This is a genomic window from Pseudoalteromonas sp. SWYJZ98 (assembly GCF_015864495.1).
Classification (GTDB): domain Bacteria; phylum Pseudomonadota; class Gammaproteobacteria; order Enterobacterales; family Alteromonadaceae; genus Pseudoalteromonas; species Pseudoalteromonas distincta.
On the sequence record NZ_JADYXA010000011.1, the window covers coordinates 58,675 to 83,828 of the forward strand.

The 25,154-nt window shown below is 38.4% G+C and carries 23 protein-coding genes and 1 pseudogene; 9 read left to right on the plus strand and 15 right to left on the minus strand.

From position 1 onward, the window contains the following. Positions 1-55: 55 nt before the first annotated feature. Positions 56-1,420: a molecular chaperone gene (gene yegD, locus I6F10_RS09485; RefSeq protein ID WP_182754318.1), complete on the plus strand. Its 1,365-nt coding sequence runs from the start codon at positions 56-58 to the stop codon at positions 1,418-1,420. A gap of 19 nt (positions 1,421-1,439) precedes the next feature. Here the strand turns inward: yegD and I6F10_RS09490 are convergent, their stop codons facing one another. The 3 genes from I6F10_RS09490 to I6F10_RS09500 form a co-directional block, all read right to left on the minus strand. Next, on the minus strand, positions 1,440-1,904 hold the full coding sequence (locus I6F10_RS09490) for a methylglyoxal synthase (protein ID WP_002958191.1): 465 nt from the start codon (positions 1,902-1,904) through the stop codon (positions 1,440-1,442). Positions 1,905-1,970: 66 nt separating this feature from the next. Further along, positions 1,971-2,615 (minus strand): LysE family translocator, encoded by a 645-nt coding sequence (locus tag I6F10_RS09495; RefSeq protein WP_024595670.1) that lies wholly within the window; start codon positions 2,613-2,615, stop codon positions 1,971-1,973. After that, complete coding sequence (locus I6F10_RS09500) at positions 2,612-3,811, minus strand: multidrug effflux MFS transporter (RefSeq protein ID WP_182673728.1); 1,200 nt, start codon at positions 3,809-3,811, stop codon at positions 2,612-2,614. The genes I6F10_RS09495 and I6F10_RS09500 overlap by 4 nt, the downstream gene beginning before the upstream one ends. Before the next feature lie 183 nt (positions 3,812-3,994). Between I6F10_RS09500 and I6F10_RS09505 the strand changes: the two genes are divergently transcribed. After that, positions 3,995-4,468 carry a hotdog fold domain-containing protein gene (locus I6F10_RS09505; RefSeq protein WP_197098766.1) on the plus strand — a complete coding sequence of 158 codons (474 nt, stop codon included), beginning with the start codon at positions 3,995-3,997 and terminating at the stop codon, positions 4,466-4,468. 21 nt (positions 4,469-4,489) lie between these two features. Here I6F10_RS09505 and I6F10_RS09510 read toward each other — a convergent pair whose 3' ends face one another. The 6 genes from I6F10_RS09510 to I6F10_RS09535 all read right to left on the minus strand — a co-directional run bounded on the left by I6F10_RS09510 (position 4,490) and on the right by I6F10_RS09535 (position 13,456). Further along, positions 4,490-4,972 (minus strand): bactofilin family protein, encoded by a 483-nt coding sequence (locus I6F10_RS09510; RefSeq protein ID WP_002958196.1) that lies wholly within the window; start codon positions 4,970-4,972, stop codon positions 4,490-4,492. After that, complete coding sequence (locus I6F10_RS09515) at positions 4,962-6,125, minus strand: M23 family metallopeptidase (RefSeq protein ID WP_024605844.1); 1,164 nt, start codon at positions 6,123-6,125, stop codon at positions 4,962-4,964. The genes I6F10_RS09510 and I6F10_RS09515 overlap by 11 nt, the downstream gene beginning before the upstream one ends. A gap of 142 nt (positions 6,126-6,267) precedes the next feature. Further along, positions 6,268-7,581 (minus strand): fumarylacetoacetase, encoded by a 1,314-nt coding sequence (fahA, locus tag I6F10_RS09520; protein WP_197098767.1) that lies wholly within the window; start codon positions 7,579-7,581, stop codon positions 6,268-6,270. A 136-nt stretch (positions 7,582-7,717) separates the two neighbouring features. Beyond that, the gene (hppD, locus tag I6F10_RS09525) at positions 7,718-8,764 is read right to left on the minus strand and encodes a 4-hydroxyphenylpyruvate dioxygenase (protein ID WP_002958202.1); all 1,047 of its coding nucleotides are present in this window, start codon (positions 8,762-8,764) and stop codon (positions 7,718-7,720) included. Positions 8,765-9,082: 318 nt separating this feature from the next. Then, positions 9,083-11,815, minus strand: coding sequence for a metallophosphoesterase (locus I6F10_RS09530; RefSeq protein ID WP_197098768.1), 2,733 nt, complete (start codon positions 11,813-11,815; stop codon positions 9,083-9,085). A 147-nt stretch (positions 11,816-11,962) separates the two neighbouring features. Continuing rightward, positions 11,963-13,456 (minus strand): peptide MFS transporter, encoded by a 1,494-nt coding sequence (locus tag I6F10_RS09535; RefSeq protein ID WP_024603743.1) that lies wholly within the window; start codon positions 13,454-13,456, stop codon positions 11,963-11,965. Positions 13,457-13,725: 269 nt separating this feature from the next. On the opposite strand from I6F10_RS09535, the pseudogene bcsG reads away from it, so the two are divergent. Together bcsG and tyrR are read left to right on the plus strand one after the other, a co-directional pair. After that, positions 13,726-14,403 (plus strand): annotated as a pseudogene (gene bcsG / locus I6F10_RS09540) (cellulose biosynthesis protein BcsG); the annotation flags it as partial. Between the two features lie 188 nt (positions 14,404-14,591). Continuing rightward, positions 14,592-16,148 (plus strand): transcriptional regulator TyrR, encoded by a 1,557-nt coding sequence (gene tyrR, locus I6F10_RS09545; protein ID WP_002958215.1) that lies wholly within the window; start codon positions 14,592-14,594, stop codon positions 16,146-16,148. A 28-nt stretch (positions 16,149-16,176) separates the two neighbouring features. Here the strand turns inward: tyrR and I6F10_RS09550 are convergent, their stop codons facing one another. After that, complete coding sequence (locus I6F10_RS09550) at positions 16,177-16,671, minus strand: hypothetical protein (protein ID WP_197098769.1); 495 nt, start codon at positions 16,669-16,671, stop codon at positions 16,177-16,179. A 106-nt stretch (positions 16,672-16,777) separates the two neighbouring features. On the opposite strand from I6F10_RS09550, the gene I6F10_RS09555 reads away from it, so the two are divergent. Beyond that, positions 16,778-17,311, plus strand: a complete 534-nt coding sequence (locus tag I6F10_RS09555) for a thioesterase family protein (RefSeq protein ID WP_121954443.1) — start codon at positions 16,778-16,780, stop codon at positions 17,309-17,311. An 80-nt stretch (positions 17,312-17,391) separates the two neighbouring features. Here I6F10_RS09555 and I6F10_RS09560 read toward each other — a convergent pair whose 3' ends face one another. Continuing rightward, the gene (locus I6F10_RS09560) at positions 17,392-18,045 is read right to left on the minus strand and encodes an OmpW/AlkL family protein (protein WP_002958218.1); all 654 of its coding nucleotides are present in this window, start codon (positions 18,043-18,045) and stop codon (positions 17,392-17,394) included. Between the two features lie 407 nt (positions 18,046-18,452). Next, positions 18,453-20,159 carry a GNAT family N-acyltransferase gene (locus tag I6F10_RS09565; RefSeq protein WP_002958219.1) on the minus strand — a complete coding sequence of 569 codons (1,707 nt, stop codon included), beginning with the start codon at positions 20,157-20,159 and terminating at the stop codon, positions 18,453-18,455. Between the two features lie 129 nt (positions 20,160-20,288). On the opposite strand from I6F10_RS09565, the gene I6F10_RS09570 reads away from it, so the two are divergent. After that, positions 20,289-21,209: a 2-hydroxyacid dehydrogenase gene (locus tag I6F10_RS09570; protein ID WP_182670886.1), complete on the plus strand. Its 921-nt coding sequence runs from the start codon at positions 20,289-20,291 to the stop codon at positions 21,207-21,209. Between the two features lie 96 nt (positions 21,210-21,305). Beyond that, entirely contained in the window at positions 21,306-21,452 is a 147-nt protein-coding gene (locus I6F10_RS09575; protein WP_024603735.1) for a hypothetical protein, read from the plus strand. Positions 21,453-21,646: 194 nt separating this feature from the next. On the opposite strand, the gene I6F10_RS09580 is transcribed toward I6F10_RS09575, so the two are convergent. Both I6F10_RS09580 and I6F10_RS09585 read right to left on the minus strand, forming a co-directional pair. Continuing rightward, positions 21,647-21,892: a hypothetical protein gene (locus I6F10_RS09580; protein WP_002958222.1), complete on the minus strand. Its 246-nt coding sequence runs from the start codon at positions 21,890-21,892 to the stop codon at positions 21,647-21,649. Between the two features lie 106 nt (positions 21,893-21,998). Then, a complete protein-coding gene (locus I6F10_RS09585) occupies positions 21,999-22,442 on the minus strand; it encodes a hypothetical protein (protein WP_024603734.1) in 444 nt (147 codons plus the stop codon). A 113-nt stretch (positions 22,443-22,555) separates the two neighbouring features. Between I6F10_RS09585 and I6F10_RS09590 the strand changes: the two genes are divergently transcribed. After that, complete coding sequence (locus I6F10_RS09590; protein WP_002958224.1) at positions 22,556-22,939, plus strand: response regulator; 384 nt, start codon at positions 22,556-22,558, stop codon at positions 22,937-22,939. Between the two features lie 108 nt (positions 22,940-23,047). On the opposite strand, the gene rpsT is transcribed toward I6F10_RS09590, so the two are convergent. Beyond that, positions 23,048-23,308 carry a 30S ribosomal protein S20 gene (rpsT, locus tag I6F10_RS09595; protein ID WP_002958225.1) on the minus strand — a complete coding sequence of 87 codons (261 nt, stop codon included), beginning with the start codon at positions 23,306-23,308 and terminating at the stop codon, positions 23,048-23,050. Positions 23,309-23,603: 295 nt separating this feature from the next. Here rpsT and murJ point away from each other — a divergent pair, with 295 nt between their 5' ends. Beyond that, positions 23,604-25,142, plus strand: coding sequence for a murein biosynthesis integral membrane protein MurJ (gene murJ / locus I6F10_RS09600; RefSeq protein ID WP_033011091.1), 1,539 nt, complete (start codon positions 23,604-23,606; stop codon positions 25,140-25,142). Positions 25,143-25,154: the final 12 nt, after the last annotated feature.

The following is a 25,154-nucleotide window of genomic DNA, read 5'->3' on the forward strand; positions in this document are numbered from 1 at the left end:
AAATTTTACAAAGTGTGCTAAATTGCGCGGCCTTTTTGGTAATGTGTGGTGAAGTATGTTTGTAGGTTTTGATTACGGTAGTTCTAATTGTGCTATGGGTGTAATGAGCGAGGGTAATGTTCAATTAGTACCGCTAGAGCAAGGAAAACATTACTTACCGTCTACACTTTACACTCATCACAGTGCGTTGGTTGTTGATTTTGTTGCTAAGCATTTACATGGCACAGCCCATGAGCATGACTTTTTAACGCAGCGCCAAGCATTATTAAATACCTTACCTCGTATTAAGTCAGACCTTGATTTACAACCTTCAGATGAAACCCTATTTATTGGTCGTGAAGCGATTAGCGAGTACGTGCAGTTTCCTGAAGAAGGCTATTTTGTTAAGTCTCCTAAATCATTTTTTGGTGCAACAGGTTTAAAGCAAGGTCAAATTAACTTTTTTGAAGATATCGCAACCGCGATGATCTTAAAAATTAAGCAACGCGCTGAGCTCTCTTTAGGTAAAACACTTACACAAACAGTGATTGGTCGCCCAGTAAACTTTCAAGCTGTGGGTGGCGAGCAATCAAATCAACAAGCGGTCGGTATTTTAGAGCGTGCTGCTAAACGTGCTGGTTTTAAAGACGTAGAGTTTTTATATGAGCCACTTGCTGCGGGTATCGACTACGAGAGTGATTTAACTCAGGATCAAAAAGTCCTCGTTATTGATATTGGTGGTGGTACAAGTGACTGCTCATTTGTACAAATGGGTCCAAGCTTTAGAGGAAATAGCCAGCGCGATAGCGATTTTTTATCTCACAGTGGTAAACGTGTTGGCGGAAATGATTTAGATATTGCTTTGAGCTTTCATGGTTTAATGCCGTTATTGGGTTTAGGTAGTACGTTTAAATCGGGTTTGCCTTTGCCTAATCAAGCGTTTTGGCAAGCGTGTAAAATTAACGATGTAAACTTACAAAGCCAATTTTATAGTGAAAGTCATACCCGAGAGCTAAATGCACAATTACGTGATGTAAGTGCACCTGAGCTTTATAAGCGTTTAATACATTTACAGCAAAACAAGCAAGGCCATCAGTTAGTGCAACAAGGTGAAGCGGCTAAAATAGCACTTTCGTCTGCTAGTGCGTTTGATTGTGATTTAAGCTTTTTAGATAGTGGACTGAATAAAAATGTATCAGTAAGCGATTTAGCTGTTGCCGTTGAGAGTAGCATTAGCCAAATAGTTACTTTAGCAAAACAAGCAATCAGTGACGCTGCGACCACGCCAGACATTATCTATTTAACAGGCGGAAGTGCACAATCACCATTGATTAAAGCGGCTTTAAGTGAGCACTTAGGCAATATAAAAATGGTTAACGGGGATCACTTTGGTAGTGTAACCGCTGGCCTGACTAAATGGGCCAGCATGCTTTATAAATAACCTAGATTACAATTGAGGTTTAAAGATCTATTTGTCGGGTTGCGAGGTATTTTTCGTAATCTGGCAATGTGCGTTCAAGCTCTACGTCCATAAGCGGTGAGCTTAATAACATATCTGCACTCACTTCATTACACGCCACCGGAATATTCCAAACAGCGGCTAAACGCAGCAGCGCTTTAACATCAGGGTCATGAGGCTGTGATGCTAATGGATCCCAAAAAAATATTAAAACATGTATCTCATGTTCTGCTATTTTAGCGCCAAGTTGTTGATCGCCGCCCATAGGACCACTTAAAAGCTGAACTACATCAAGCCCCGTGGTTTTTTGAATTAAATGCCCCGTAGTACCTGTGCCATATAAAGTGTGCTTACTTAGTATTTCTTTGTGCTTTTCACACCATAATTTTAGTGCTGCTTTTTTACCATCGTGTGCCACTAAAGCAATATTTTTTTGTGCGGGAAGAGATTGTGTTTTTTGTTCCATGCTAATTCTTTTTATTGGTGAACCTAAACTCGGAAGAATAAATCTCTTAACCAAAGTGCAGGTTAGTTAAAATAATAGATTGATAGCAAGGGCAATAAATACAATGCCAGTGATCCTATCAATCCAAAGTTGGCTATTTGGGTTACGTCTAAAAAACTGTGCAATTTTGTCGCCAAAATAAATATACGTGCAGTCAATCGGAAAAGCAAAAAGAGGGTAAAGTAAGCCAAAAAAAGCGAGCTGAAAAGTAGCCGATGAAAGCGTTGGATCTACAAATTGTGGAATAAATGCAATAAAGAATAATGCTACTTTAGGGTTTAATACTTCAGTCATCATGGCCTGAAACATGACATTACTTTTTTTACTGGTACTTATATGCGGTTTATCGGTTTGCTTGTCATCAGATGTCGGCTCTGGCTGCTTTAGCGTGCCTTTAATCATCATAAACCCTAAATAGCATAAGTATGCTGCGCCTGCATATTGCACTGCGGCATAGGCACTAGGGGAAGCTTTCAGTACTGCGCTTAGGCCTACAACAGCAAATAGCGTATGAACAACCCCACCTAATGCAAAACCAAAAGCACTTTGCATACCAGCACTTCGACCATTAGCAAATGTTTGCGCCATCAAAAATGCATTTGATGGCCCAGGCGCTACTGCCATTAAAAAGCTGGCTAATAAAAATGAGACTAGAAAGTCAGGATTGATCATTGAGTACTTTTAGCCGGGTGTAAACTATGTGCTTTTTTGCTCATTAAAATAAGCCAAAGCGGAACTAGCAATAATAAGTGAAAAGCAATCAACCACGGTGTGCTTAGCCCTAAATATTGGGTTAAAACGACAAGTATACTCGCGCCACTCATTTGCATTGCACCGAGTAATGCAGAGGCTGTGCCTGCTTGTTTAGGAAAGCTAGACAGAGACATTCCTGCTGCAGAGCCTAAACTTAAAGCAAACCCTAATGCAGCAATTAAGATAGGTAGCATAAGCGCAAATGCCGTTTCTATACCGCTAAGGGCTAGCATTAAAATGCCTGAGAAAACCAGTACACTCACACCGACACGCAAAGCACGTTGGCTATTTCGTTTAATGTAGGTTGGTAAAATAAAACTTGCGACAATACTTATTACGGCATTTAACGTAAACCAAAAAGTAAAGTCGGCTACGGTGCCGCCTAAATGTGTAATAAGCCAGCCTGGTGCGAGCGTTACATACACTAATATGGCTGACATTGAGACCATACAAATTAGGCTATTAAACAAAAATACCGGTGTTTTAATAATCGGTGTAAAGCGACGTAAATCTAAAATATGCCCCTGATAATGACTATCAGCAGGACGAGTTTCTCTAAAAAAGAATAGGGTAACAATAAGGCCCAAAATAGCAAACGCGGTTAAAAACATAAAGTTCATACGCCAGCCAAACTGTACGGTAAGCCAAGCCCCTAAAATAGGTGCCATTGCCGGAATAAAGCACACAATCCCGTTAAGGTAGGTAATCATTTGTCCGCTTCGTTCACTACCATATTTATCACGCACTATCGCAAATGCGACAACAAATGTGGCACACGCTCCAAACCCCTGAAAAGCACGTGCTATTAGTAATATCTCAAAAGAAGGCGAGTAGTATGCGAGTAATGCAGAGCTTGCATACAAACTAATGCCCACTACTGCCACTGGTTTTCGGCCAAATCTATCAGCCAAAGGGCCCGCAATTAATTGGCCTAAACCCACTGTAAGCATAAAAATAGCAACGGTTTGCTGTACTTGTTGTTCAGTAACTGCAAATTGTTCTGCAATAGTAGGGAAAGCAGGTAGGTAAATATCGATTGCCATAGGGCAAAATATAACGAGTAACGCTAAGATAAGTAACAAAGTCATATTAGGTTTAGCGGGCTGTGTTTGCATTGAGTCTCCTTTTGTCGAGTATTTTAGGTGGGCACTCATAAAAAAGAAAGGGCTTATGACCCCTGCATAGGTCGTCATTCTTACTTTTTGATTGGATTAAGCGAAAAAGCCAGCATAAATGCACTTTTTAAAACTGGTCTGACGTGTTAATTTTAAAAAAGTAACTGTTGATGGAAAATAATAATGAGTAATAAATCTGCACTTGTACAAACATGGCATAAATTTAAGCGCCTACCTTTTGGGAATTGGCTTTTTACTAAAGTTGTTTGCTTTAAAGCGCCATATTTTGGTTCGATGAAACCTTACGTACTCGATTTGAGAGAGGGCCATTGTAGTGCGGTGGTTAAAAACCGCCGAAGCGTTCATAATCATATTGGAACTATTCATGCTATTGCGCAGTGTAACTTAGCTGAATTGTGTGCAGGTGTAATGGTTGATGCAACAGTGCCAGTTAAAACGCATCGTTGGATCCCAAAAGGGATGACAGTTAGGTATTTGGCTAAAGTAAATACAGATGTACGAGCAGTCGCTGAAATTGATTTACCACATAAGTGGGTTGATAAAGAAGACTTAGTAGTACCGGTGAAACTGTATAATACCCGCAATGAGCTTGTTTTCACTGCAGATATTACTATGTACATTACTGAGAAAAGGTAACTTACGTAAAGCTGATTTGACTTAGCTTTTATCAGCGGCTTGTTTATTTACAAATGATAAGTCGCTGCCATCTTCTTTCAATAATGCTTTAACTTCTTTTGCGGGTTTTAGTTCTTTCGAAATTAGTTCCGGCTCTTCTTTTTCAAAGCGTTGCTTTAAACTGCCTTCAATTACTGCGCCTGCATCAATACTCAATGTATCGTGAAATACATCGCCATGAACATGAGCGCCACTTTGTACTTTTACTTCACTGGCATTAATTGACCCAATAACTTTACCTTTAACAATAACGCTTTTAGCTTCAACAATACCTTCAACAACTCCCGCTGAGCCAATAACTAAATGCTCTACTTTTATGTCACCATCAATACGGCCATCAAGCTGTACTTCACCTTGGCTAACTAAAGTGCCTGTAAGGCGTACGTCTTCAGAAATAATAGACGGTGTGTGATTCACTCTTTTTAAATTAGAGCTAACTGTTTTTTGTTTTTTTCTACCAAACACGAGAAAGCGCCTTTGTTATTTTTAGAGGATTGACTTGTTTACCATTAAGTAATACTTCGTAGTGTAAATGCGTGCCTGTGCTTCGGCCGGTGCTGCCCATTAGGCCGATCACATCATGTTTAGTGATTGATTGACCTTTCTTTACTTTAATTTTATTTAAGTGTCCAAATCGAGTCACTAAGCCATTTTTATGTTCAAGCTCGATAAAGTTACCATAACCACCATTACGACCGGCACGAAGAACTACAGCGTCTGCTGGAGCGAATATTTCGGTTTTATGCCAACCGGCTAAATCAATTCCTTTATGAAAGGCATGATTACTATTCATGGGATCTTTTCTAAGGCCGAAATTACTCGAAATATAGTATTTAGCTTTAGCTAAAGGCAGGGTGTTTGGTAGCTCAGTTAAAAAGTTTTCTAAATTATTTAATATTAATAACTTATCAACGATGGCTAAAAAGTGGCTCGGAATTTTTGTTTCGTTAAATATATCAAGGGGCCCACCTTGTGCAGTTGTCTGGGCGCTTAATATTAGGTGTTGCTCAAGCGCAGACTCAATTCCTGCGCCTTTAACCATAGCTAAAATGGCTTGGTGACGTTCACTAATTTGGTTATCTAAATAGGTAAAGCTTTGCTCATACTGATTATTTAAGTTGGCCACTCTTGTTGCGAATGTGATTGGAGCGATTAACTGTGCTTGTTTACCTTTTTGATTTTCATCGACTAATGGCTCATGAAATTCATTGCCATTTTCATTAATTGGTACATCAAGTTCTGTATCAAGCTTAATAACATCTTTGCTAATTGAAGCAGGAAGGGATTCTATCATGCTTTGCAGTAGCGCCTGCTTTTGTTCAAGTATTGCAAGTTGCTCTAGCTGCGTTGCTTGAAGGGCTTGTTGCTCACTGACTTTTTGTTGCCACAGCGTTTGCTCGGTTATTTGATTTTGTTTTATGTCAGAGATTTTATTTGTTTGTGTATAAACACGAAAGCTCGAAATACTCAGCCAAGTAAAAGTGACTAAAATAAGCAACGCTACAAGAAGTTGAAACCAAGAGGCTAAAACAACATGCTTAACTTCGCCATTTTGACGAATAAGTAGCTGACGAGCAGGGAAAAATTTATGATAAAAAGACTTTATAAATACTGACATGGCATATAACACTGGCTATTAACCGAATTAAGATAGCAATTTGAGTTAAAAAAGCTAGAAAAAAATTGTAACTGTTCAAAAATTAATAAAAAAGGGCTGCTTTTAATAAGCAGCCCTTTTAATAAATTTTTTAATATTCGTATTATTTTGCCGGCAGTACAGTACTCTCTACAGAGCCAAAACCTATACGTGCATAGCCTTCTTTTTCACACCAGCCACGCATAATAACGTTATCGCCATCTTCTAAAAAGCTACGTTGTTCGCCATTACTTAGCGTGATTTTTTCTTTACCGCCACGAGAAAGCTCAAGTAATGAACCTGCTTCTTCGTGCGTTGGACCCGACTGAGTGCCCGAACCTAGCATGTCACCTGGCATAAAGTTACAGCCATTTACTGTGTGATGAGTAACCATTTGTGCCACAGTCCAGTAAGAGTGCTTAAAGCTAGATGTTGATACGCGCGTTGGGTTATGGCCTTCGCTACGCATTTTTTGCGTTTGAATTTTAACATCCATTTGAATATCAAAAGCACCTTTGTCGCGATTCGCTTTTGATTCTAAATAGTCCATAGGCTGTGGATCGTTTTCATCACGTGTCCAGCTTGTTCTATAAGGCGCTAATGCTTCGGTTGTTACAATCCAAGGCGATACAGTTGAGGCAAAGTTTTTAGCTAAAAATGGACCAAGCGGTTGATATTCCCACGCTTGCAAGTCACGTGCTGACCAATCGTTAAATACACAAAAGCCAAATACGTGGTTTTCAGCATTTTCGATAGCGATTGCATCGCCCAGTGCATTGCCTTTACCTAAGTAAATACCCAGCTCTAGTTCGTAATCAAGGCGTTTACAAGGACCGAATGATGGCACTTCTGCGTCTGGCGCTTTGGTTTGACCTTTAGGGCGATGAAATGTTTGACCCGATACGTCAATAGATGAAGAGCGACCATGATAACCAATAGGTACCCATTTATAGTTAGGTAATAATGGGTTGTCAGGGCGAAATAAACTACCCACAGCTGTAGCGTGATAAATAGAAGTGTAAAAGTCGGTGTAATCACCGATGCGACAAGGCAAAGAAAACTCTATATCGGATTGTGCAACCAATGTATCGCTAAGCGCTTGTTGGTGCTCAGAGCCTGCTCTTAGTGCTTTTGAAAGGGCTAGACGAAGGGCTGACCAATACTGCTTCCCTAAACCCATAAATGTATTTAAGGTTGCTTCACTTGCTGCATCTGCGGCTGTTTTAGCGTCACCTGTTAAAACGTTTAATTTACTTAGTTTTGCTAAATCGATTACTTGGTCACCAATTGCAACACCACCACGAAAGGCCTCATCAGACCCCTTACGACGAAATTCTGCAAACGGTAAGTTTTGAATCGGGAAGTCGCAATTATCAACATTAGCTGATTCTACCCAGCTGGTTAAATTAATATCGTGGGTTTCGTTAATCAGGCTCATTACATTTCCTTTGGATTTTACTGTATGGCGACAAGGTATAGTTTATTTAATCATACTTGTACTTGGCGCCATACTTTTTAAATATTAAAACGACAAAAAGCAGCGAAGTTCGCTGCTTTTAATTTACTCAAATATTTTATAAAACGCCGCGACGCTCTTGGTCACGTTCGATTGATTCAAATAATGCTTGGAAGTTACCTTCACCAAAGCCACCATCATCAACGCGCTGGATCATTTCTATAAAGATTGGACCAAATAAGTTTTTAGAGAAAATTTGTAATAAATAACAATTTTCACTTTGGCTATCTACGAGTATCTGATGCTCACGAATTTTTTCTTTATCTTCAGCAACCCAAGGTACACGGTCAAAAATAGTATCGTAGTACTCTGGGATAATATCTAAAGTGGCAATTGTTGATTTATCAAGCTTATCAAGAGAGCTTACTAAGTCATCTGTTAAAAACGCTAAATGTTGAACGCCTGGGCCGTTGTACTCACCAAGGTATTCATCAATTTGGTTGTTATCGTTACCTTTACCTTCGTTTATTGGAATAGAGAAGGTGCCACAAGGTGATTTTAGTGCATACGAAATAAGCGCTGTTTTTTGACCTTTAATGTCAAAGTAGCGTACTTCAGTAAAACCAAATACGTCTTTATAAAAGTTAGCCCATTTTTCCATGGTGCCTTTATAAACGTTATTGGTTAAATGATCGATTCGGATAAAGCCTTTATCTTCTACAACATTTTGCGTTTCTAAGTCTTCAAAATCACTTTCGTAAATAGTGCCTTTGTCGCCAAATTGTTCAATAAAGTAAATTAGGCTGTCGCCAATACCATAGATTGCAGGGTAAGGCATATTTTTATGCGTTGAGTCGGTCGCTGGTTTTGCACCACGTTCTACTGCAGTTTCAAATGCTTTTTGCGCATTCTCAACACGCCAACCCATTGAACAAATAGCAGGGCCATGGCTTTTAGCAAATTCTGCAGAAAAACCTTCACGCTCGTTATTCAGCAAAAAGTGAATATCGTTTTGGTTGTAATAAACAATGTCTTTACCTTTAAATTTTTTAAGCTTTGAGAAGCCAAAATCAGTAAATACTTTATCCATATAATCAGCATCAGGTGTTGCATACTCTGTAAATTCAATACCGACTAAACCCAAATAGTTATTTACTTCACTCATTATTATTACTCCCGCAATTAAGCACTGCGATTATGTGTTGTTGTCATATTGCAGTAGATAATCAACCAGATTTTTAATTTGGGGAAGAGGAGGGCGTTATTTAGTATGTAGTGCATGTGTAAATTTTATAGGACGGTTATTATAAAGTTGCGTGTTTGTAATACAGTTAAGTAAAATGAACTTATATGGTATAAATTCAAGTGGGAGCACTTGTTTTTAAGTCATTGTATTTAAATATTAAAAAGAAGGTTTAACCTGCGCTAAACCTCCTTTTACAATTAATAAGCAAAAGCCTTTTTGTATGTAATTATTTACACTTTAAGAGCCGTTACCAAAGAACTTGTTCCGTTGTTCTATCCACACGTTAGTTTTAATTGCTGGAGCTGCTTGGTAATGGCGCTCAATGGTTTGATTTAGCACTCGCGTCGGTTGCTCAAAAGACAGCTTTTGTTGTGCGCTACCCATACTTTTAATTTCATCTCTGGTCATAGCACGTCCTGCATAAAGCAGCGAGTTTAAGTACCCTGGTACTGTTTCGTAATTGTTATCTGTAAAAAGCAATACAGATTGATTGAGTGCCCAGCGACTATCGATTTCGCCATCTTCTTTTACGCCAGCAAGTTCTCCATCTATATAGACTTCAAATACCCCGTTGGTTGGTGCTGTATAAAATACAAAAGCTATACGATGCCAAGAGTCAGGTTGTGTATTGCCAAAATAGCCGCTATCGCTAGTTGCTTGTCCATAGCCGCCGCTTGGGTCAATAAACATATCGGCATCATCATTAAGATAATCAGTTGTATTGGCTTGCATAATTGCACGGTAAATATCTTTACCTTCTGCGGGCCAGTATAAATCCATTACCAAGGTGTAGTCAGACACCATTCCTTCATTTGCAAAGTCACCATTTGCTGGTGTGTTTAAATCAATAAGTAAGCCTTCTGTTGGAGCGTGGCGAGAAAACGCCATAACACCTGAAGGACCATCACTTAAATCATCAAAATTTAATTGAGTAGTGGTGCTATATTGTGTCTCTGCAGTGCCCCAATTTGTTTCATCTGGATCAAAGTAGCTTAGTACCGAAGGTCCAAAATCAGCTGCTAACGGGTTGTTAGTATCGTCAAAGTTCCATACGGTTACATTTGCTAAGTTGTTACATGAATAAAGTTCGGTGTCAGTGTCAAGGTGTAGGCACTGACTTGTTCTAGCACGTGCATATTTATCAAGTAGCCACCAAGCTTCAGCTATTGGTTCTACGTTTGAGAATGTAACACTATTAAAAAATAAATCAGGATTCAAAGCTGCTCCTTTAAATAGTGCAACTTCGTAATTATTAGTGGGTTGTATATCTTCAGGTTTAAGTAAAAACCAATCTGGTTGACTTGCAAACATCGTATTTAAATCAGTACCAGTAACAGTTACTTGATACAGTGAGTTAAAGCCTGGAGTGTTTGACGGCTGTCTTTCAACATAAAATGCTTTGTGAAAATCTTCTTGTGTAACTGTACCTGGCGTCCACCTTTTTTGTACAAGCTCAGGATTGAGCAGTGCTGCATTAATTGAGCTTGAATGTTTAGTTGCAAGTGCAGTAATACCCGCAACTTCAAAGTCACTTGGATAGTTTTCTGAAATGGCAATTTCGGTACCAGCATTGGGTGCGTAACGTCCCATTATTTCATCGATAGCCAATTTGGTTTCTTCGTCAGGTTCTATAGATGTTCGTGTATCTACATGTTGATAATCGTAACGACTTAGTGTTTTATCGGCTGTATCAAATACTAAATTTAAGTCGGTGACTCCGCGTGCATAAAAGTCGGGCTGGATGACTAAGGCGTTATTCTCAAGCTCTATAAAGTCCTCACCACCATGAGTATGCCCACCAAGTACTAAATCTATACCGGGTACGTTGGTTGCTATCTCTACATCAGTTCCTTTACCTAAGTGGCTTAGCATAATCATGTAGTCAACTTCATCGCTGTATTGGCTTACAATACTTTGCGCGATTTGTTGCCATTTCCAACTCATTTTAAATTGTTTTATAAAGTCAGGAATAGGGTCATCTTCAATTGGTTTGTCAAGCTCATCCCATGGTACTGACGTCATCCCAAACACACCTAATGTTATGCAACCAACCTGTACCTTAGCAAAGTCGACACCACCAAAATTCTGACTGTTTTCTCCCTCAAAGCGGGTATTACTGGCAAGTACAATGGCATTATCGTCTTGTGAAAATTCAAGTAGTTTTTCAGGGCCCCACGCATAGTCATGGTTCCCTAAAACACGTAAATCAAAAGCCATTAGTTTTACGGTTTCATCAGAGGCTAACCCTTGTGATATTTGCTCTGCTACAGTGCCTTTTTCGTAATCATCGCCACCATCGGTGAATAATGTATGCGGTGATTCGCTTAGCGCTTTTTTATAATAAGCTTTAATGCGACTAAAATATTGTTCTTGATATCCAAAGCGAGAATGCATGTCGGCAACATGAACAAACCTTACAGATTGCTCTGTTGCATTAGCATCACATGTAGGGCCAACATCAGAAAACGCGACAGTACGTTGCATTTCTATTGCATAGCTACCTAGTTGGTTTACTTGCGCACTAACAAAGCCTTGCGATACCGTTGAATCAGTAATGCTTGACCAAGAGTCTCCGCTAAAACGAGCAATAGTTAATTGGCCGCCTAATACATAGTCGTCAGGTATTTTTATAGTGACAGTCATTGGGCTAGAAAGTTGAAGTGTATCTGGTGTAAGCGTATGTATATCTGAAATGATATTTTTTGCTTGATTATTCTCATCAAGAACTAATTTTTCGTAGGTTATTTCAGTATCGCTAGCCACTATTTGCCCAGGAGCATTGATAGTAAAGTTACCTTCATCTAATGAGGTTTGTAAGCCATTAGCGTTGGTAATAATTAAACCACTAGGCTCAGGCTCTACAGGATCATTTGGATTTACTGTTACTTCATCACCGCCACCACAGGCAGATAAAAAAATAAGGAGAAATAATGCTATTAGAGTGGTACGTGATAACGTCAATGCATGCATATACTGCTGTCCCTGAGTCTATTCAATAACCAATCAGGATATAATATCAGTTAACGGGGGCAGGGCAAAGTTGGATAAAAAATTCCTCCATAGAAGCTATGGAGGAATTGTCTTAGGTTATATTGCTACATTTGAAATAAACAATAATTAAGAGACTTTCTCTTCTAAACCTTGTTTTTCCCATACTTTAGCTTTAAAAGTCATTAGTACTAAAACAACACCAACACCAATGCTAAATAATGCAATTTGTAAGTATAAGTTAGGAATTTCATCAACATTATTCGGATCGAAATTACCAGCAAGTAAACCTGCGATGATGTTACCGATTGAGTAAGTTAATACAAACACACCCATCATTTGGCCAGTGTAACGTTTAGGCGATAACTTACTTACAGCACTTAATGCTACAGGGCTTAAACAAAGCTCACCCACTGTATGTAAAAAGTACGTAGTAACAAGCCAGTAAGGCGCAACTTTTAAGCCTTCAGCTGCGTAATGAGCCGCCATAAACATAACTAAAAAGCCTGATGCCATGATAATTAAGCCAATTGCACATTTAACGCTGTAGCTAGGTGATACTAAGCTTTTAGATAAGTTAATCCAAAGCGCTGCAAAAAATGGCGATAAAGTAATAATAAACAGTGAGTTTAATGATTGAAACCACGTTGTAGGGATTTCAAAAGTACCAATAAGGCGGTCAGTATAGTCGCGAGCAAATAAGTTTAATGATGAACCAGCTTGTTCAAAGCCAGACCAAAAACATGCAGATGCAATACATACTAAAAATAGTGCCCACATTCTTTGTTTTTCTGCATCTGTTAAATTACCTGTAAAGTAAATAACACCAAAATAAACAAAAAAGATAATAGTAAATACAATCGCTGTGTAACCTGCAACTACAGTTGGATTAATAACAATAGCGCCGGTCATTGCAGCCGTAGTAACTGCAGCAGCTGCAATTACAAATGCAGCAATACCGCCCCATGCACGTGAAGTACCTTTAGAGCCTAATGGATTAGCCGGTAAAGCGCTGTGCTTTGGTAAGTTATTAAGTGTGAGTTTGTACTGCACTAAACCAATGGCCATACCTACAGCTGCCGCACCAAATGCCCAGTGCCAGCCTACGTTCTCCATAAAGTAACCACATACGTAGTAACCTATTAAAGAACCCATGTTAATACCCATGTAATAAATAGCGTAACCGCCATCACGACGCTCATCAGCATCGCTATATAATTGGCCTACCATTGCACTGATATTTGGTTTTAGTAAACCAGTACCTGTTGCTACAAATATTAAGCCAATAAAGAAAGAATAATCATGTGGAATAGCCAAAATAATATGGCCAATCATAATAGTTATGCCGCCATACCAAACTGCTTTTTGACCACCAAACAATCTATCAGCTAGCCAACCACCTGGTAAGCCTAAAAAGTATACTGCGCCTGTGTACAAACCATAGATTGCAGCAGCTGATGCAACAGTAAAGGCAAGGCCTTCTTCTTGTAAGCTTGCTGTCATGAATAATACGAGCATAGCTCGCATACCGTAATAACTCATTCGTTCCCACATTTCAGTGAAGAACAATGTCGAAAGTCCTTTAGGGTGGCCAAACCAACCACTATCTGGAGCTGAACTCATATTTACTTCCTAACTTTAAGAATTGTTGTAATGGCCTTATAATTTTTTGCTTTAGCTATCTTAGTATTTAGTCATACTAAAATGCTCGACCATCAGTTTATTATTTGTAGCTAAGATAATGATTTGCTATATGGTAGTAACACCAGAAGGTAAGAGACACACCCTTATCCTAATGGTAGTAACACCAGAAGGTAAGAGACACACCCTTATCCTAGTTACAATTGGGCACAAGTATACATATACCTTAGTGCTAGGGGAAGTATTGCGCGGTGTATCACTACGGTGGTCTAGATAGCACGCCATTTAATATCGATTCAATGCCAGTGGCGCTACGAGGTTTTGATAATAGTCCTATTTACTCAGATGAAGCTGTGCTGGATGGTTGGTTAGAGCAAGCTGATGATTGTAAGCCGTGTGCGATGTACTACAACACCACAAGTTTACATGATGGTAATCAGCTAGAGAATCAACCAAGGGTTAATAGTAAAGAGACATACCCAATCAGACATAAAAACTTGTTTGCTGATATTAACCAATTTGTAAAAAAATTAGAAAAACGCGGTCGCAACGTTATGTTAATGATAGTGCCTGAACACGGCGCTAATTTACAAGGTGACAAAGTACAGTTTGCAGGTTTACGTGAAATCCCAAGCCCAGCAATTGTGTCGGTACCTGTAGCAATTAAATTTATAGGCCCAGACGTACAAAACTACTCGCAAATTGTGGTTGATGATTCAACAAGTTACTTTGCGCTTTCAGAGCTGGTAAGTAAGGCGCTGCAAACTGATGTATTTGGTGGGAATAATAGTGTTGCTAATTTGCTTGAAAACCTACCTACAGCACCTAAGGTTGCTGAAAACGAAGGCACAATAATGATGTATGTTAACCAAAGACCATTTATACAATTAGATGGTGGTGATTGGTCTGCTTACCCACAAGATAAGTAGTCACATAATAAGATTTAACAAATAGCACTGGTATAGTTAAATATCAGTGCTACTTTTCTTCATTTAATTACATTTCAACTTATCGCTTTCGCAGTCTGTTTCGTCCAAAAATGTTTACAATAAGCTACCTTCTCAAAGCGACTTAGCGTATTATTCAGCTAATATAGTTTTTCCTTCTTTGAGGATGTATGCGTCTAGATATTCACTGTGCTGATCGAATTGGTATTGCTCAAGAAATCCTTAATATATTAGTTAACTACAGCGTTGATCTAAAAGGAATTGAAGTTGATTCTGTAAATTGTCGTATGTACGTTAGTTTTCCCGAAATAGAATTTGAACAATTTCAAAAAATTATGCCATCGATACGTTTAATCGACGGCGTACATGACGTGCGTACCACTGCGTTTTTACCATCTGAGCGTGAACACAACGAATTAAATACTTTGCTACGTGCATTGCCTGATGGCGTTATCTCTATTGATGCTAAAGGTTGGGTACGCTTATGCAACGATGCAGCATGTAAGGACTTACAGTTAATTGAAAAAGAAGTTATTGGTGCAAATATTAATAACTTACTTAAAGGGTTTAACTTTACACGTTGGCTAGAAGGTAAAGAAGTACTCGGGCAAACCACACGCGTTGAAGTGGCGGGTGAGGATTTTATTGCAGACATTTTACCAATTGCAGTCCCTCAAGGTAGTGAAGGTGATGTGCTTGCGGGTGCGGTTATTAACATTAAATCGCAAAGTCGCTTAGGGCAGCAGGTCAGTGCATTTAGACGCTACGGGCAAGAAAGCTTTGCTACTATTCATAACTTTAGTACGGCAATGCGCCGAGTTGTGCGCGAAGCACGCAAAATGGCGCAACTAGAAGCCCCTATTTTGATTACTGGTGAAACTGGTACAGGTAAAGAGTTATTAGCTAGGGCGTGCCATTACGCATCTAATCGCTCTGTTAAGCCTTTTATTGCGCTGTCGTGTGCTTCACTTCCTGATGATGTTGCTGAGTCTGAATTATTTGGTTATGCCGGGTACGAAGAAAACGCAGCGCCAAAGCGTGGTGTATTAGAGCAAGCTGATGGTGGAACTGTATTTTTAGATGAAGTTGGCGAAATGTCGACTCAACTACAAACTAAGTTACTGCGTTTTTTACAAGATGGTACGTTTAGAAAAGTAGGCGATGAGAACGAAGTTAAAGTAAATGTACGTATTGTTGCCGCTACTCAAAAAGACTTACCTGCAATGGTACAAGAAGGGGTTTTTAGAGAAGACTTATATTACCGTATAAACGTGCTTACTTTAGAAATAGCGCCACTAAGAGATAGAAAAGCAGATGTAGGGCCACTTGCAGAGCATTTTATTCAAAAATACGCACAACAAAATGGTCATGCAATTCCTGTTTTATCACAAGAGTGTTTAAGCTTTTTACAAGAGTATCCCTGGCCTGGAAATGTGCGTCAGCTGGAAAATGCAATTTACCGTGCAGTGTCGTTACTAGATGATAGCGAGCTTCGCGTAGAGCATTTGCAGTTACCAACTTTTACTCATGATTTAGGGTATTTAGAGTCTGATTTTGAAGGCTCACTAGATCAAGCTGTTAAACGTTTTGAGGCGACTTTACTTCGCAAACTCTACCCCGCTTACCCAAGCTCACGTCAGTTAGCTAAGCGATTGGGCCTAAGTCACACCGCGGTAGCTAATAAATTACGTGATTACGGGATTAACCGAAAAACAGTAAAAGTGTAATTGACATAAAGAAATTAAAATATGGGGACTAATTTTTAGTGCCCATATTTTTTGTTACCCCATCAATTGCAATCGTCTCAATACCTTCTTCGTTAAAGTTCATTACGATACTGGCGTTATTACGAGTGAAAAAATAGCTACGGCCATTTAGCTCAATAACATAGTCACCTTTTACCGGATCGCTAAACTGCTGCTTTTTTAGAGTGACTGTATGTTCGCCAATTTGCCATTCAAACTCCTCAATAAACCCATTATTAAATTCTTGAACCCATACTTGGCTGTCATCTTTTGAAAGCGTGATGGCGACAGAATAAGAGCTAGGAATTTGCTCCATATTGTAACTTTTAGATCCAATAGTGAATTTCTCAGCTTTTTGCTGCCATTCAAAACCAAATTTAAATTCTTTAACTACACCGGTAGGGTAAGTTACTGAGCCTTTACCTGGTAACGAAAAATCGGCAAAAGCATTGTAGCTAGGGACTGATAGGGCCAGTGCAGCGATGATTTTTAGTTTTGATTTCATTAGTTATCTTTTTTATTGTAATAATGATTTAAGATTAAAGTAGAATATTCGTCTTCGCAAGGGGCTATGCTACACTCGAATAAATTTAACTGGTAAGACCTTTTTTGTGAACTTATATATTCGACTTTTATTATTATTTTTCAAAATTAAACGCAATAAGCAATATCAAAATCTACTTGATACAGTAGATATTGATTACAAAGCTTTGCCGACTGATTGTGATATTAATCTACATTTAACGAACTCACGCTATCTTGCGATGATGGATTTATCTCGCACGTGGATGACGGAGCGTGTTGGCTTACTAAAACAAATAATGAAGCGACGTTGGTTTCCGATTGTTAACGCAACTGCTATTACTTATATCCGCGATATTAAACCTATGCAGCGATATACAATAAGTACTAAGTTAGTTGGCTGGGATCATAAATACTTTTATATTGAGCAAAAGTTTCACTCAGAGCGAGGCTTACATGCTATTGCTTATGTACGCGGTGTATTTAAAAGTAAAAAGGGTATTATAAGTATTGAAGAAATGCTTGAAGTTGCTGGTTTTGATGGGAAAACACCTATATTGCCAAGTGAAGTAATGCACTGGAAAGAAATGTTAGAGCAGAAAAAGTTAAGTAACCTGCCCTAATCTCTACAAATGAAAAAAAGGCCTTTCGGCCTTTTAACACACATTGTAATTGGGTAACCATGTACTACTTTATATTTGCTTTAAAAACTGTACCTAACACCGAACATTGCCACAACAGGGTCAAGCTCAACAGTTGATGTAAGTGCTTTTGCACCATTAGCATAAACAGTGGCATCGGTATCAATATCCATAATTGATACCATGGCGTGTAAACCCCAGTTTGCATCAATTTTATAGTTAGCACCTACCTGAGCCATAAAGCCAAACGAATCATCTAACTTTACTTCTACATCGTCTGTTCCTAGTGTTGCTTTAAGTGCTTGAGAGGGTTGCTCATCAAAAAATGCAGTGTAGTTTATGCCTACGCCTATAAAAGGTCTTAGCGCATAACTAGTGTCTAAAAAGTGGTATTGTGCAACCAACGACGGTGGAAGTTGTTTTATATCTGCAATTTTGTTGCCTGCTAAGCCGCCTGCGCCATTTACATCGTGTGAAAACGGTGTTGCTGCTATCAGCTCTAACACCCATTGATCGTTAAATGCATAATCTACGGTGATACCTAGTTGAGTATCTGAATCACCTTTAAGGCCTAGCGTAGGTGCTTCATTAATCGCTGAGCTACTGTTATCAGGGTTTACGTTAATAGCGCCAACATTTACGCTAAAGTTAGCGTGTGCAGCTGGAGAGAGTGCTAATAAAGAGGTTAATAATGCGATGCTAATTTGAGTTTTCATGTTGTTCTCCAAGAACTACTGTTTGATTGGCGCTATTATTACCGAGCAATAAATATGAAAACCTGTTCTAGATCAAAATTTAAAAAGCATTTGAAGCTTATAAAATATTTTATTGATTTAGATTAATTTTAGTGTCGTTATGCTTTTGTAAAGATTGACATATTTATTTAATTAACAGTCACATGAATATAAGGCAGGCACTGCCTTGCCATAATCTCGTGTTTAATCAGGGCCTTAATAAACAAGAAAATATCTTTTTAGCAGGGAACGAAAATAATTTAAACACCCGACACTTAAAAAAGTATTGGAAGACTTAAATGCGATTGAGTTGGTATTTATAATTAAATATAAACCGAGTACTTTATAAGGCATAAAATACTCGGTGCACTGACTTTACTTATCAATAGTTATTCCAAATAACGTTTAGCTTTGTTTTCTTTAACACTTTTAAGATCGACTAATACCAATCCATCAATACAATTATTAAAATCGGGATCAATGCTAAAGCTTAAAAATTGTACGCCGCCAGGATTGCAAAGCTCAGTGTATTGTTTAAATAAAGTAGGGACTTGAGCGCCCATATTAGCTAACACATGTTTTAACTCTACAAAATCTTCTTTAACATCGTTTCCATTAAAAAGAATATTGCATTGAGTTAGCTGTTGCTCAGTTAATTTAAGCTCATTATTAGGTGTAGCTAGTTCTATGCTGCTTTTATAGTAATGTTGATAGTAATAAACGAGCATGGCTTTGGCTTGCTCAGGTAGAGCGTTGGACACGCTTACGGCCCCAAATAAATATCTATACTGTGGGTAGTTTTTTATAAAAGCACCAATACCGTACCATAAATAGTCAAGACTCTTACGTCCCCAATACTTAGGTTGTACAAAACTTCGACCAAGCTCAATTCCTTGGTGTAGATAGGGCGTCATAGCGTCAGTGTAAGAAAATAAACTATCGGTATATAAACCTTCACGTCCATGCTTTTGTATTATCTGTTGTGCGCAGGCTAATCGATAAGCACCTACTAGCTCTAGTTGCATAGGGTCCCACAGTACAAGGTGTTGGTAATCCATATCGTATTTATCTATATCACGACGCTTACCGCTTCCTTCACCTACTGCTCTAAATGCTATTTCTCTGAGGCGTCCCAGCTCTCTAAAAATAGGTGAACTACCTACATATTGATATAGATGAATGTGCATGCCATCGTGTGTTTTACCCAAAAGCTGACATTGCTCAATTGCTCTTTTTAGTTCTTTTCTACACTCGGGCACAGCAATAGGTGTTTGTGTTTTTAGCGGCAGTGTTTTTTTAGTTGTAAGCCTATAAAGCTGTTTACGTATGAGGTTTACAATTTCTTTATCTTTAAGGTTTTCTATTAAGTAGGACTCAGGAGGGATAGAAGCACCAATCTCAAACTCTAAAGATTTTTTGCGCTGCTTAAACATTTCTGTCACTAATAATAAACTTGCCAGAGGCTTATAAATCATTGATGTACCATAAAAAAGTGGACTATTTTTGGCTTTAATAAAAATAGGTAAAATGGGGCAGTTGGCTTTTTTTGCCATACGTAAAAAACCGCTATTCCATTTGCAATCCTTAATACCGGTTGGTCCTAGGCGCGATACTTCCCCTGCAGGAAATATAAGTAAGGCACCTCCACCTTTTAAATGGTTTTGTATATTACTAAGCTCTTGCTTTTTACTCATACCAGATAAGTTATCAACAGGGAGTAACAGAGAATGCATTGCGCTGACCGACATTAACATGCGGTTTGCGACTACTTTTAAATCTTGCCTTACTGTAGAGAGTACTTTGATAAGTGCTAAAGCATCTAATGAACCAATAGGGTGGTTAGCAACAATAACAAGTTTACCCTCGTTAGGAATATGTTCTATCTGCTTAGGTTTATAGCGCGTATCAAAATTGAGTTCATCAAGTACTTGCTCAACAAATTCTAACCCTTGTAGGTGAGGGTACGTATTACCAAAGGTGATAAACTCTTGTTCATGCAATAAGTAACCTAAGCCCTTTTTTACTAAACCTTTTACTTTTGGAGAGTTCTCTAGTTGTGGTAAGTTTGCTGCAATTACTTTATCAACACTTATCATATTAACCTCATATTCCGTTTGGTCTATTCGCTATACATGTAAGATTAAAAAAAGGGTGTGACAGTTACTTTGCAGTAGTGTGACTTTTTAAAGTACTAAATTATAAACTGTGAATTGCTAGGAGAATTTATGTCGGTATTGGTGGCTATTACGGGGCGCAACAACGAAAAGCTAATAACGAAGTTACAAGAGCGATTACCAAATACATTGATAGAGCAATGGCCTGATTGCAAAAACGCAAATAATGTGGATTTTGTACTTGCGTGGAATGCTCCTGAGTCTCTGTGGCCGCAGCTGCCTAACTTAAAAGCTGTGTCGTCATTTGGTGCAGGCGTAGACAGTATCGATTTAACATTATTACCTGAACATGTCGAAGTAGTACGTATTGTTGACATGCAACTAGCTGAAGATATGGCGGAATATGTACTTACACATGTCTTAGCTCAAAAATTACGCTTAAAAGAGTATTACACTAAACAAACACAGCAAACATGGAAGCCAAAACGAGCTTTTAGTAATAAACATGTTGGTATACTTGGATTTGGCGAATTAGGTAAAGCATGTGCGCAAAAACTTGTAACTAATGGTTTTAAAGTAAGTGCCTGGGCGCAAAGTAATAAAAACACGACTAATGTCGAGGTTTATTATGGCGATGAAGGACTTAGCGATATGCTTTGTAAGATTGATTATCTCGTGTGCTTATTACCTCTTACGCAGGCAACGAAGGGTATTATTAATCACTCAATGCTCGCTAAGCTACCTTCACATGCTGTTGTTATTAATGTGGCACGTGGTGCTCATGTGGTTGAGCAAGATTTATTAAATGCATTAAATAACGATAGCTTACGCGCAGCTACCTTGGATGTTTTTGACCAAGAACCTTTAACGCAGAATCACCCTTACTGGGGAAACCCCAAAATAACACTTACACCACATTGTGCAGCGCTATCTGATTTAAATAGCGTTATAGACCAAATAGCCGATAATATTGAACGTTTGAATAAGGGCTTAGCACTCAATAATTCAGTGGATAGAACAAAAGGTTATTAGCTGATAGCTAATTAGTTTAAAAAACAGCTTGTTAACATTTGTAATTTTCATTAGTGTAAAAGATATTCTCACTAATAAAAATATAAAGAGGGTGTTATGAAATCCGGTCAAAGTGGGGCTAAATTAAGCCTCGTTGTTATTTCAATTATCGTGCTAGGTGTTTCAGCTTGGTTTAATCAGGCTAACGCTGAAGATAGTCCATCTAAAACACAAACCCAAAGTGAATTAACAACAGTAGATTAACCTAGCTTATTAGGTATTTTCGGTTTTCGTCTTTCTTCTCGTTTCTCTCAACAGTACATGCTCAGCACCATTATTGTAGTGGTGCTTTAGTGGCGTTCAATACTGTCCTGATCCAACGTGTTTCTAATATTTTAAAAATTCGCAATAAAAAAGCCCAGCAATGCTGGGCTATTAAATATTCTAAGGAAAAGTTGTTAACTTTGGGTTACATTAAATTGCCCGAATGTATAAACTTTAAACAAGTAAAAAGTGTTGATCAACACTAAACTCATATTTGAAATAACGCTCGACGACATAAGATCTAGGCTAAATGATAAGAACAATAAACCACATGCACTAATGGCGGCAACGCGCAGCAGTGTTATCTGGTTAATAAAGAATGCACCTAAACCTAGTGCAAGTAGTGTAGTATTTAAAAGCCAATCTAGCTCGTTTAGCATGGTCGTTTCAATAGTTCAGTTGTTGAAAAAAGGAGCGCCATTATGTTGATCTTTTGCACACCTTTCAACCAAGTAATTTTAAATTTTCAGATTAGTTTTTTTAATGCTAAAAGTAACTGCCAATTGCCGAAAACAAACCATTGTCAGCAATTACTTGATACTTTTGACAGCTCTGTGGTTTTTGTAAATCACTGCATAAATAAAGGGATTCACGGCTAGAATCATAGTTGGGGTGCAAGTTGGAATCAATTAAAGTAGCTCCGTAACCTAAAAGTCCAGGCCAGTAAACACTCTCACTTACCATCCCTAATTTTTTATAGGTGAGCAAGGTTGGTTTTGGAAAAGCTAAAATTATTACAATAACAATGGCCAGAGATATAAATAGCCCCTTTTTTGACTTTGTTTTTTGGCTAGTGCCATTGTTTATGTTTGTTTTTTCCTCTGCGGGTATAGAGCGCTGAGTAGGGCGTTGCGGCTTTCTTTTTTGCGCTGTTTTTTTTCTTGTTGGTGCTTTACCTAGCAACGACTGTTTATTTGGGGTTTTAGACATAAAGCAAATCTGGCCTTTTTTCCGTAGGTCTCTATAATTAAATGAGCAAATTTATATACTAAGCTAATTATTATGATAACTTAAAGTTAGCTTATAGCCTACGAGGAATAAAGATGAATACGCAGCTATCAATTTTAATTGTAGATGACGTTAGCACAGTGCGTAGTTTTTTGAGTCAAACGCTCATGCACTTAGGGATAGATAACGTAAAGGAAGCATCTACTGCCTCACAATGTATTAGTGAGTGCCAGGCTGCAAATTATAATATCATTTTTTTAGACATAGAACTGCCGGACGGCGATGGCAAAGATTTGATTGCACAAATCAATGAATTAAGCCCTGAGACAAATGTAGTAATGGTATCTGCGCATTCAGGTATTGAAAATGTTAAGGATGCAATTGATAAAGGCGCTAAAGGATTTGTAGTGAAGCCGTTTACACCTAAAAAAATAGCGGCAATGCTTAAGAAGTTCTATCCAGACTTGGAAAATGTATGACACCAATCTGTTTAAATATTCATGTCGACTGTTATTAAAGTATGAGATTAAATCTTAGATAAAAAAAAACCGGCAAAAGCCGGTTTTTTATATTCTATCAAAAACAAATTATAGAGCTTTAATCTTAGCTGCTATACGGCTCTTATGACGAGCTGCTTTGTTTTTGTGAATTAGACCCTTAGTTGCGTAACGGTCTAGGATAGGTGTAGCAACAGAAAAAGCTTGCTGTGCAGCTTCTTTATCGCCCGCTTCAATAGCAACAATTACTTTTTTGAAGTAAGTGCGCATCATTGAACGACGGCTTGCGTTGTGCTGACGGTTTTTTTCGCTTGTGATAGCGCGTTTTTTTGCAGACTTGATGTTAGCCAAGGTTTGCTCCTAACAATCTTAAAATAAAGCTTAAATTAAAGGCCGTGGAATATGCCTGTTTCTATCATGGATGTCAATTTAAATTTAACAATCCAAGAAAAACTGCACCATATAACGAGCATCAATTTGCCGCTTTAGCAGTTAATATAGACATTGTAACAAAGCACAGACCCCCAGCCTAGTGCTTTAAAGCGATTTATAAAAAAGACTGTGGCATAATCGCCTATCTTGGGGATTTTTGAGTAGGTTTAAGGTGTCAAAAGGTTTATTTCGCTCTGGTATGATTGTTAGTTGTATGACTATGATATCGCGTATTTTAGGGCTCGTTCGAGATGCTGTCGTTGCCAATTTATTAGGCGCAAGTGCAGCGGCTGATGTTTTTTTATTTGCTAACCGTATTCCTAATTTTTTACGCCGTTTATTTGCAGAAGGTGCCTTCGCACAAGCATTCGTACCTGTGCTAAGTGAAATTAAAGAACAGCAAGGAGACGACAAAGTCAGACTTTTTGTTGCACAAGCAGCAGGCACATTAGGAACCATTTTACTAATTGTCACTATTATAGGTGTTGTTGCTTCTCCTGTTATTGCAGCATTATTTGGTACCGGTTGGTTTATAGATTGGTGGCAAGGCGGACCTAATGCCGAAAAATTTGAACTTGCAAGTTCACTACTTAAACTTACATTCCCTTATTTATTTTTTGTAAGTTTAGTTGCACTTAGTGGTGCGGTAATGAATGTGTATAACCGTTTCGCTGTTGCTGCATTTACACCAGTTTTACTTAATGTTTCTATTATTACGTGTGCAATTTTTTTACATGATAAATTTTCGGTAGGTGCTTATTCACTTGCCATAGGTGTATTTGTTGGTGGTGTAGTGCAGCTACTATTTCAATTACCATTCTTGTATCGCGCTAAAATGTTGGCGCGTCCGCGCTGGGCATGGCAAGACGAAAACGTAAAAAAAGTACGAAAACTTATGCTACCGGCTTTGTTTGGTGTCTCTATTAGTCAAATTAATCTGTTGCTCGATACCATGATTGCGTCATTACTGATGACGGGTTCAATTGCGTGGCTTTATTATTCAGACCGCTTAATTGAATTTCCGCTGGGATTATTTGGTATTGGTATTGCGACAGTTATTTTACCGGCGCTTTCTAAACTACATAGCAGTAAAAAAAGTAGCGACTTTCAGCATACTCTCGATTGGGGAGTTCGTTTTGTTATATTTTTAGGCCTGCCAGCAATGATAGGTTTAATGATCATCAGCCCACTTATTATTACCGTGTTGTTCGACCACGGTGCATTTAAAGAAGACAGTGTTGATCATGTCAAAGCTGTAAGCTTAGGCGTAGTCGCATATTCGGTCGGACTTGTAAGCTTTATGCTAATAAAAGTACTCGCTCCTGGCTTTTATGCTCGTCAAGATACAAAAACACCGGTGCGTATTGGTATTATTACCTTAGTACTTAATATGGTGTTTAACATTATGCTGGCTCCTTTCATTGGTTATTTAGGGTTGGCACTTGCTACTTCGTTATCGGCTAGCTGCAATGCATTTTTATTATACAGACAGCTTAAAAAAGAAAATGTATACCAGTTCTCATCAATGAGTATGCGTTTTACACTTAAATGTGTTGTTGCAAGTATTGTTATGGGAGCTGTCACATGGTTTGTGAGCAGTTACTATTATTGGGCTACATGGGCCTTTACACAGCAAGTAATATTATTAGTAGCGCTAGTGGCTTTGGCTGGTATTAGCTACTTTGCAATGCTATTTGTGATGGGCGTTAGACTAAATACGATAAAAAGTGTAGCAATTACTGAATCAAACTAAAAAAAAGATTAT

Coding starts and splice junctions, on each gene's coding strand:
- I6F10_RS09515 (WP_024605844.1), bottom strand. CDS start 6,125: ATGTCAGTATTTATAAAGTCTTTTTATCATAAATTTTTCCCTGCTCGT.
- I6F10_RS09495 (WP_024595670.1), bottom strand. CDS start 2,615: ATGATCAATCCTGACTTTCTAGTCTCATTTTTATTAGCCAGCTTTTTA.
- I6F10_RS09590 (WP_002958224.1), top strand. CDS start 22,556: ATGAATACGCAGCTATCAATTTTAATTGTAGATGACGTTAGCACAGTG.
- I6F10_RS09550 (WP_197098769.1), bottom strand. CDS start 16,671: ATGAAATCAAAACTAAAAATCATCGCTGCACTGGCCCTATCAGTCCCT.
- tyrR (WP_002958215.1), top strand. CDS start 14,592: ATGCGTCTAGATATTCACTGTGCTGATCGAATTGGTATTGCTCAAGAA.
- I6F10_RS09565 (WP_002958219.1), bottom strand. CDS start 20,159: ATGATAAGTGTTGATAAAGTAATTGCAGCAAACTTACCACAACTAGAG.
- murJ (WP_033011091.1), top strand. CDS start 23,604: ATGACTATGATATCGCGTATTTTAGGGCTCGTTCGAGATGCTGTCGTT.
- I6F10_RS09570 (WP_182670886.1), top strand. CDS start 20,289: ATGTCGGTATTGGTGGCTATTACGGGGCGCAACAACGAAAAGCTAATA.
- hppD (WP_002958202.1), bottom strand. CDS start 8,764: ATGAGTGAAGTAAATAACTATTTGGGTTTAGTCGGTATTGAATTTACA.
- I6F10_RS09580 (WP_002958222.1), bottom strand. CDS start 21,892: ATGCTAAACGAGCTAGATTGGCTTTTAAATACTACACTACTTGCACTA.
- yegD (WP_182754318.1), top strand. CDS start 56: ATGTTTGTAGGTTTTGATTACGGTAGTTCTAATTGTGCTATGGGTGTA.
- I6F10_RS09530 (WP_197098768.1), bottom strand. CDS start 11,815: ATGCATGCATTGACGTTATCACGTACCACTCTAATAGCATTATTTCTC.
- I6F10_RS09500 (WP_182673728.1), bottom strand. CDS start 3,811: ATGCAAACACAGCCCGCTAAACCTAATATGACTTTGTTACTTATCTTA.
- I6F10_RS09585 (WP_024603734.1), bottom strand. CDS start 22,442: ATGTCTAAAACCCCAAATAAACAGTCGTTGCTAGGTAAAGCACCAACA.
- I6F10_RS09490 (WP_002958191.1), bottom strand. CDS start 1,904: ATGGAACAAAAAACACAATCTCTTCCCGCACAAAAAAATATTGCTTTA.
- fahA (WP_197098767.1), bottom strand. CDS start 7,581: ATGAGCCTGATTAACGAAACCCACGATATTAATTTAACCAGCTGGGTA.
- I6F10_RS09560 (WP_002958218.1), bottom strand. CDS start 18,045: ATGAAAACTCAAATTAGCATCGCATTATTAACCTCTTTATTAGCACTC.
- I6F10_RS09505 (WP_197098766.1), top strand. CDS start 3,995: ATGAGTAATAAATCTGCACTTGTACAAACATGGCATAAATTTAAGCGC.
- I6F10_RS09535 (WP_024603743.1), bottom strand. CDS start 13,456: ATGAGTTCAGCTCCAGATAGTGGTTGGTTTGGCCACCCTAAAGGACTT.
- I6F10_RS09575 (WP_024603735.1), top strand. CDS start 21,306: ATGAAATCCGGTCAAAGTGGGGCTAAATTAAGCCTCGTTGTTATTTCA.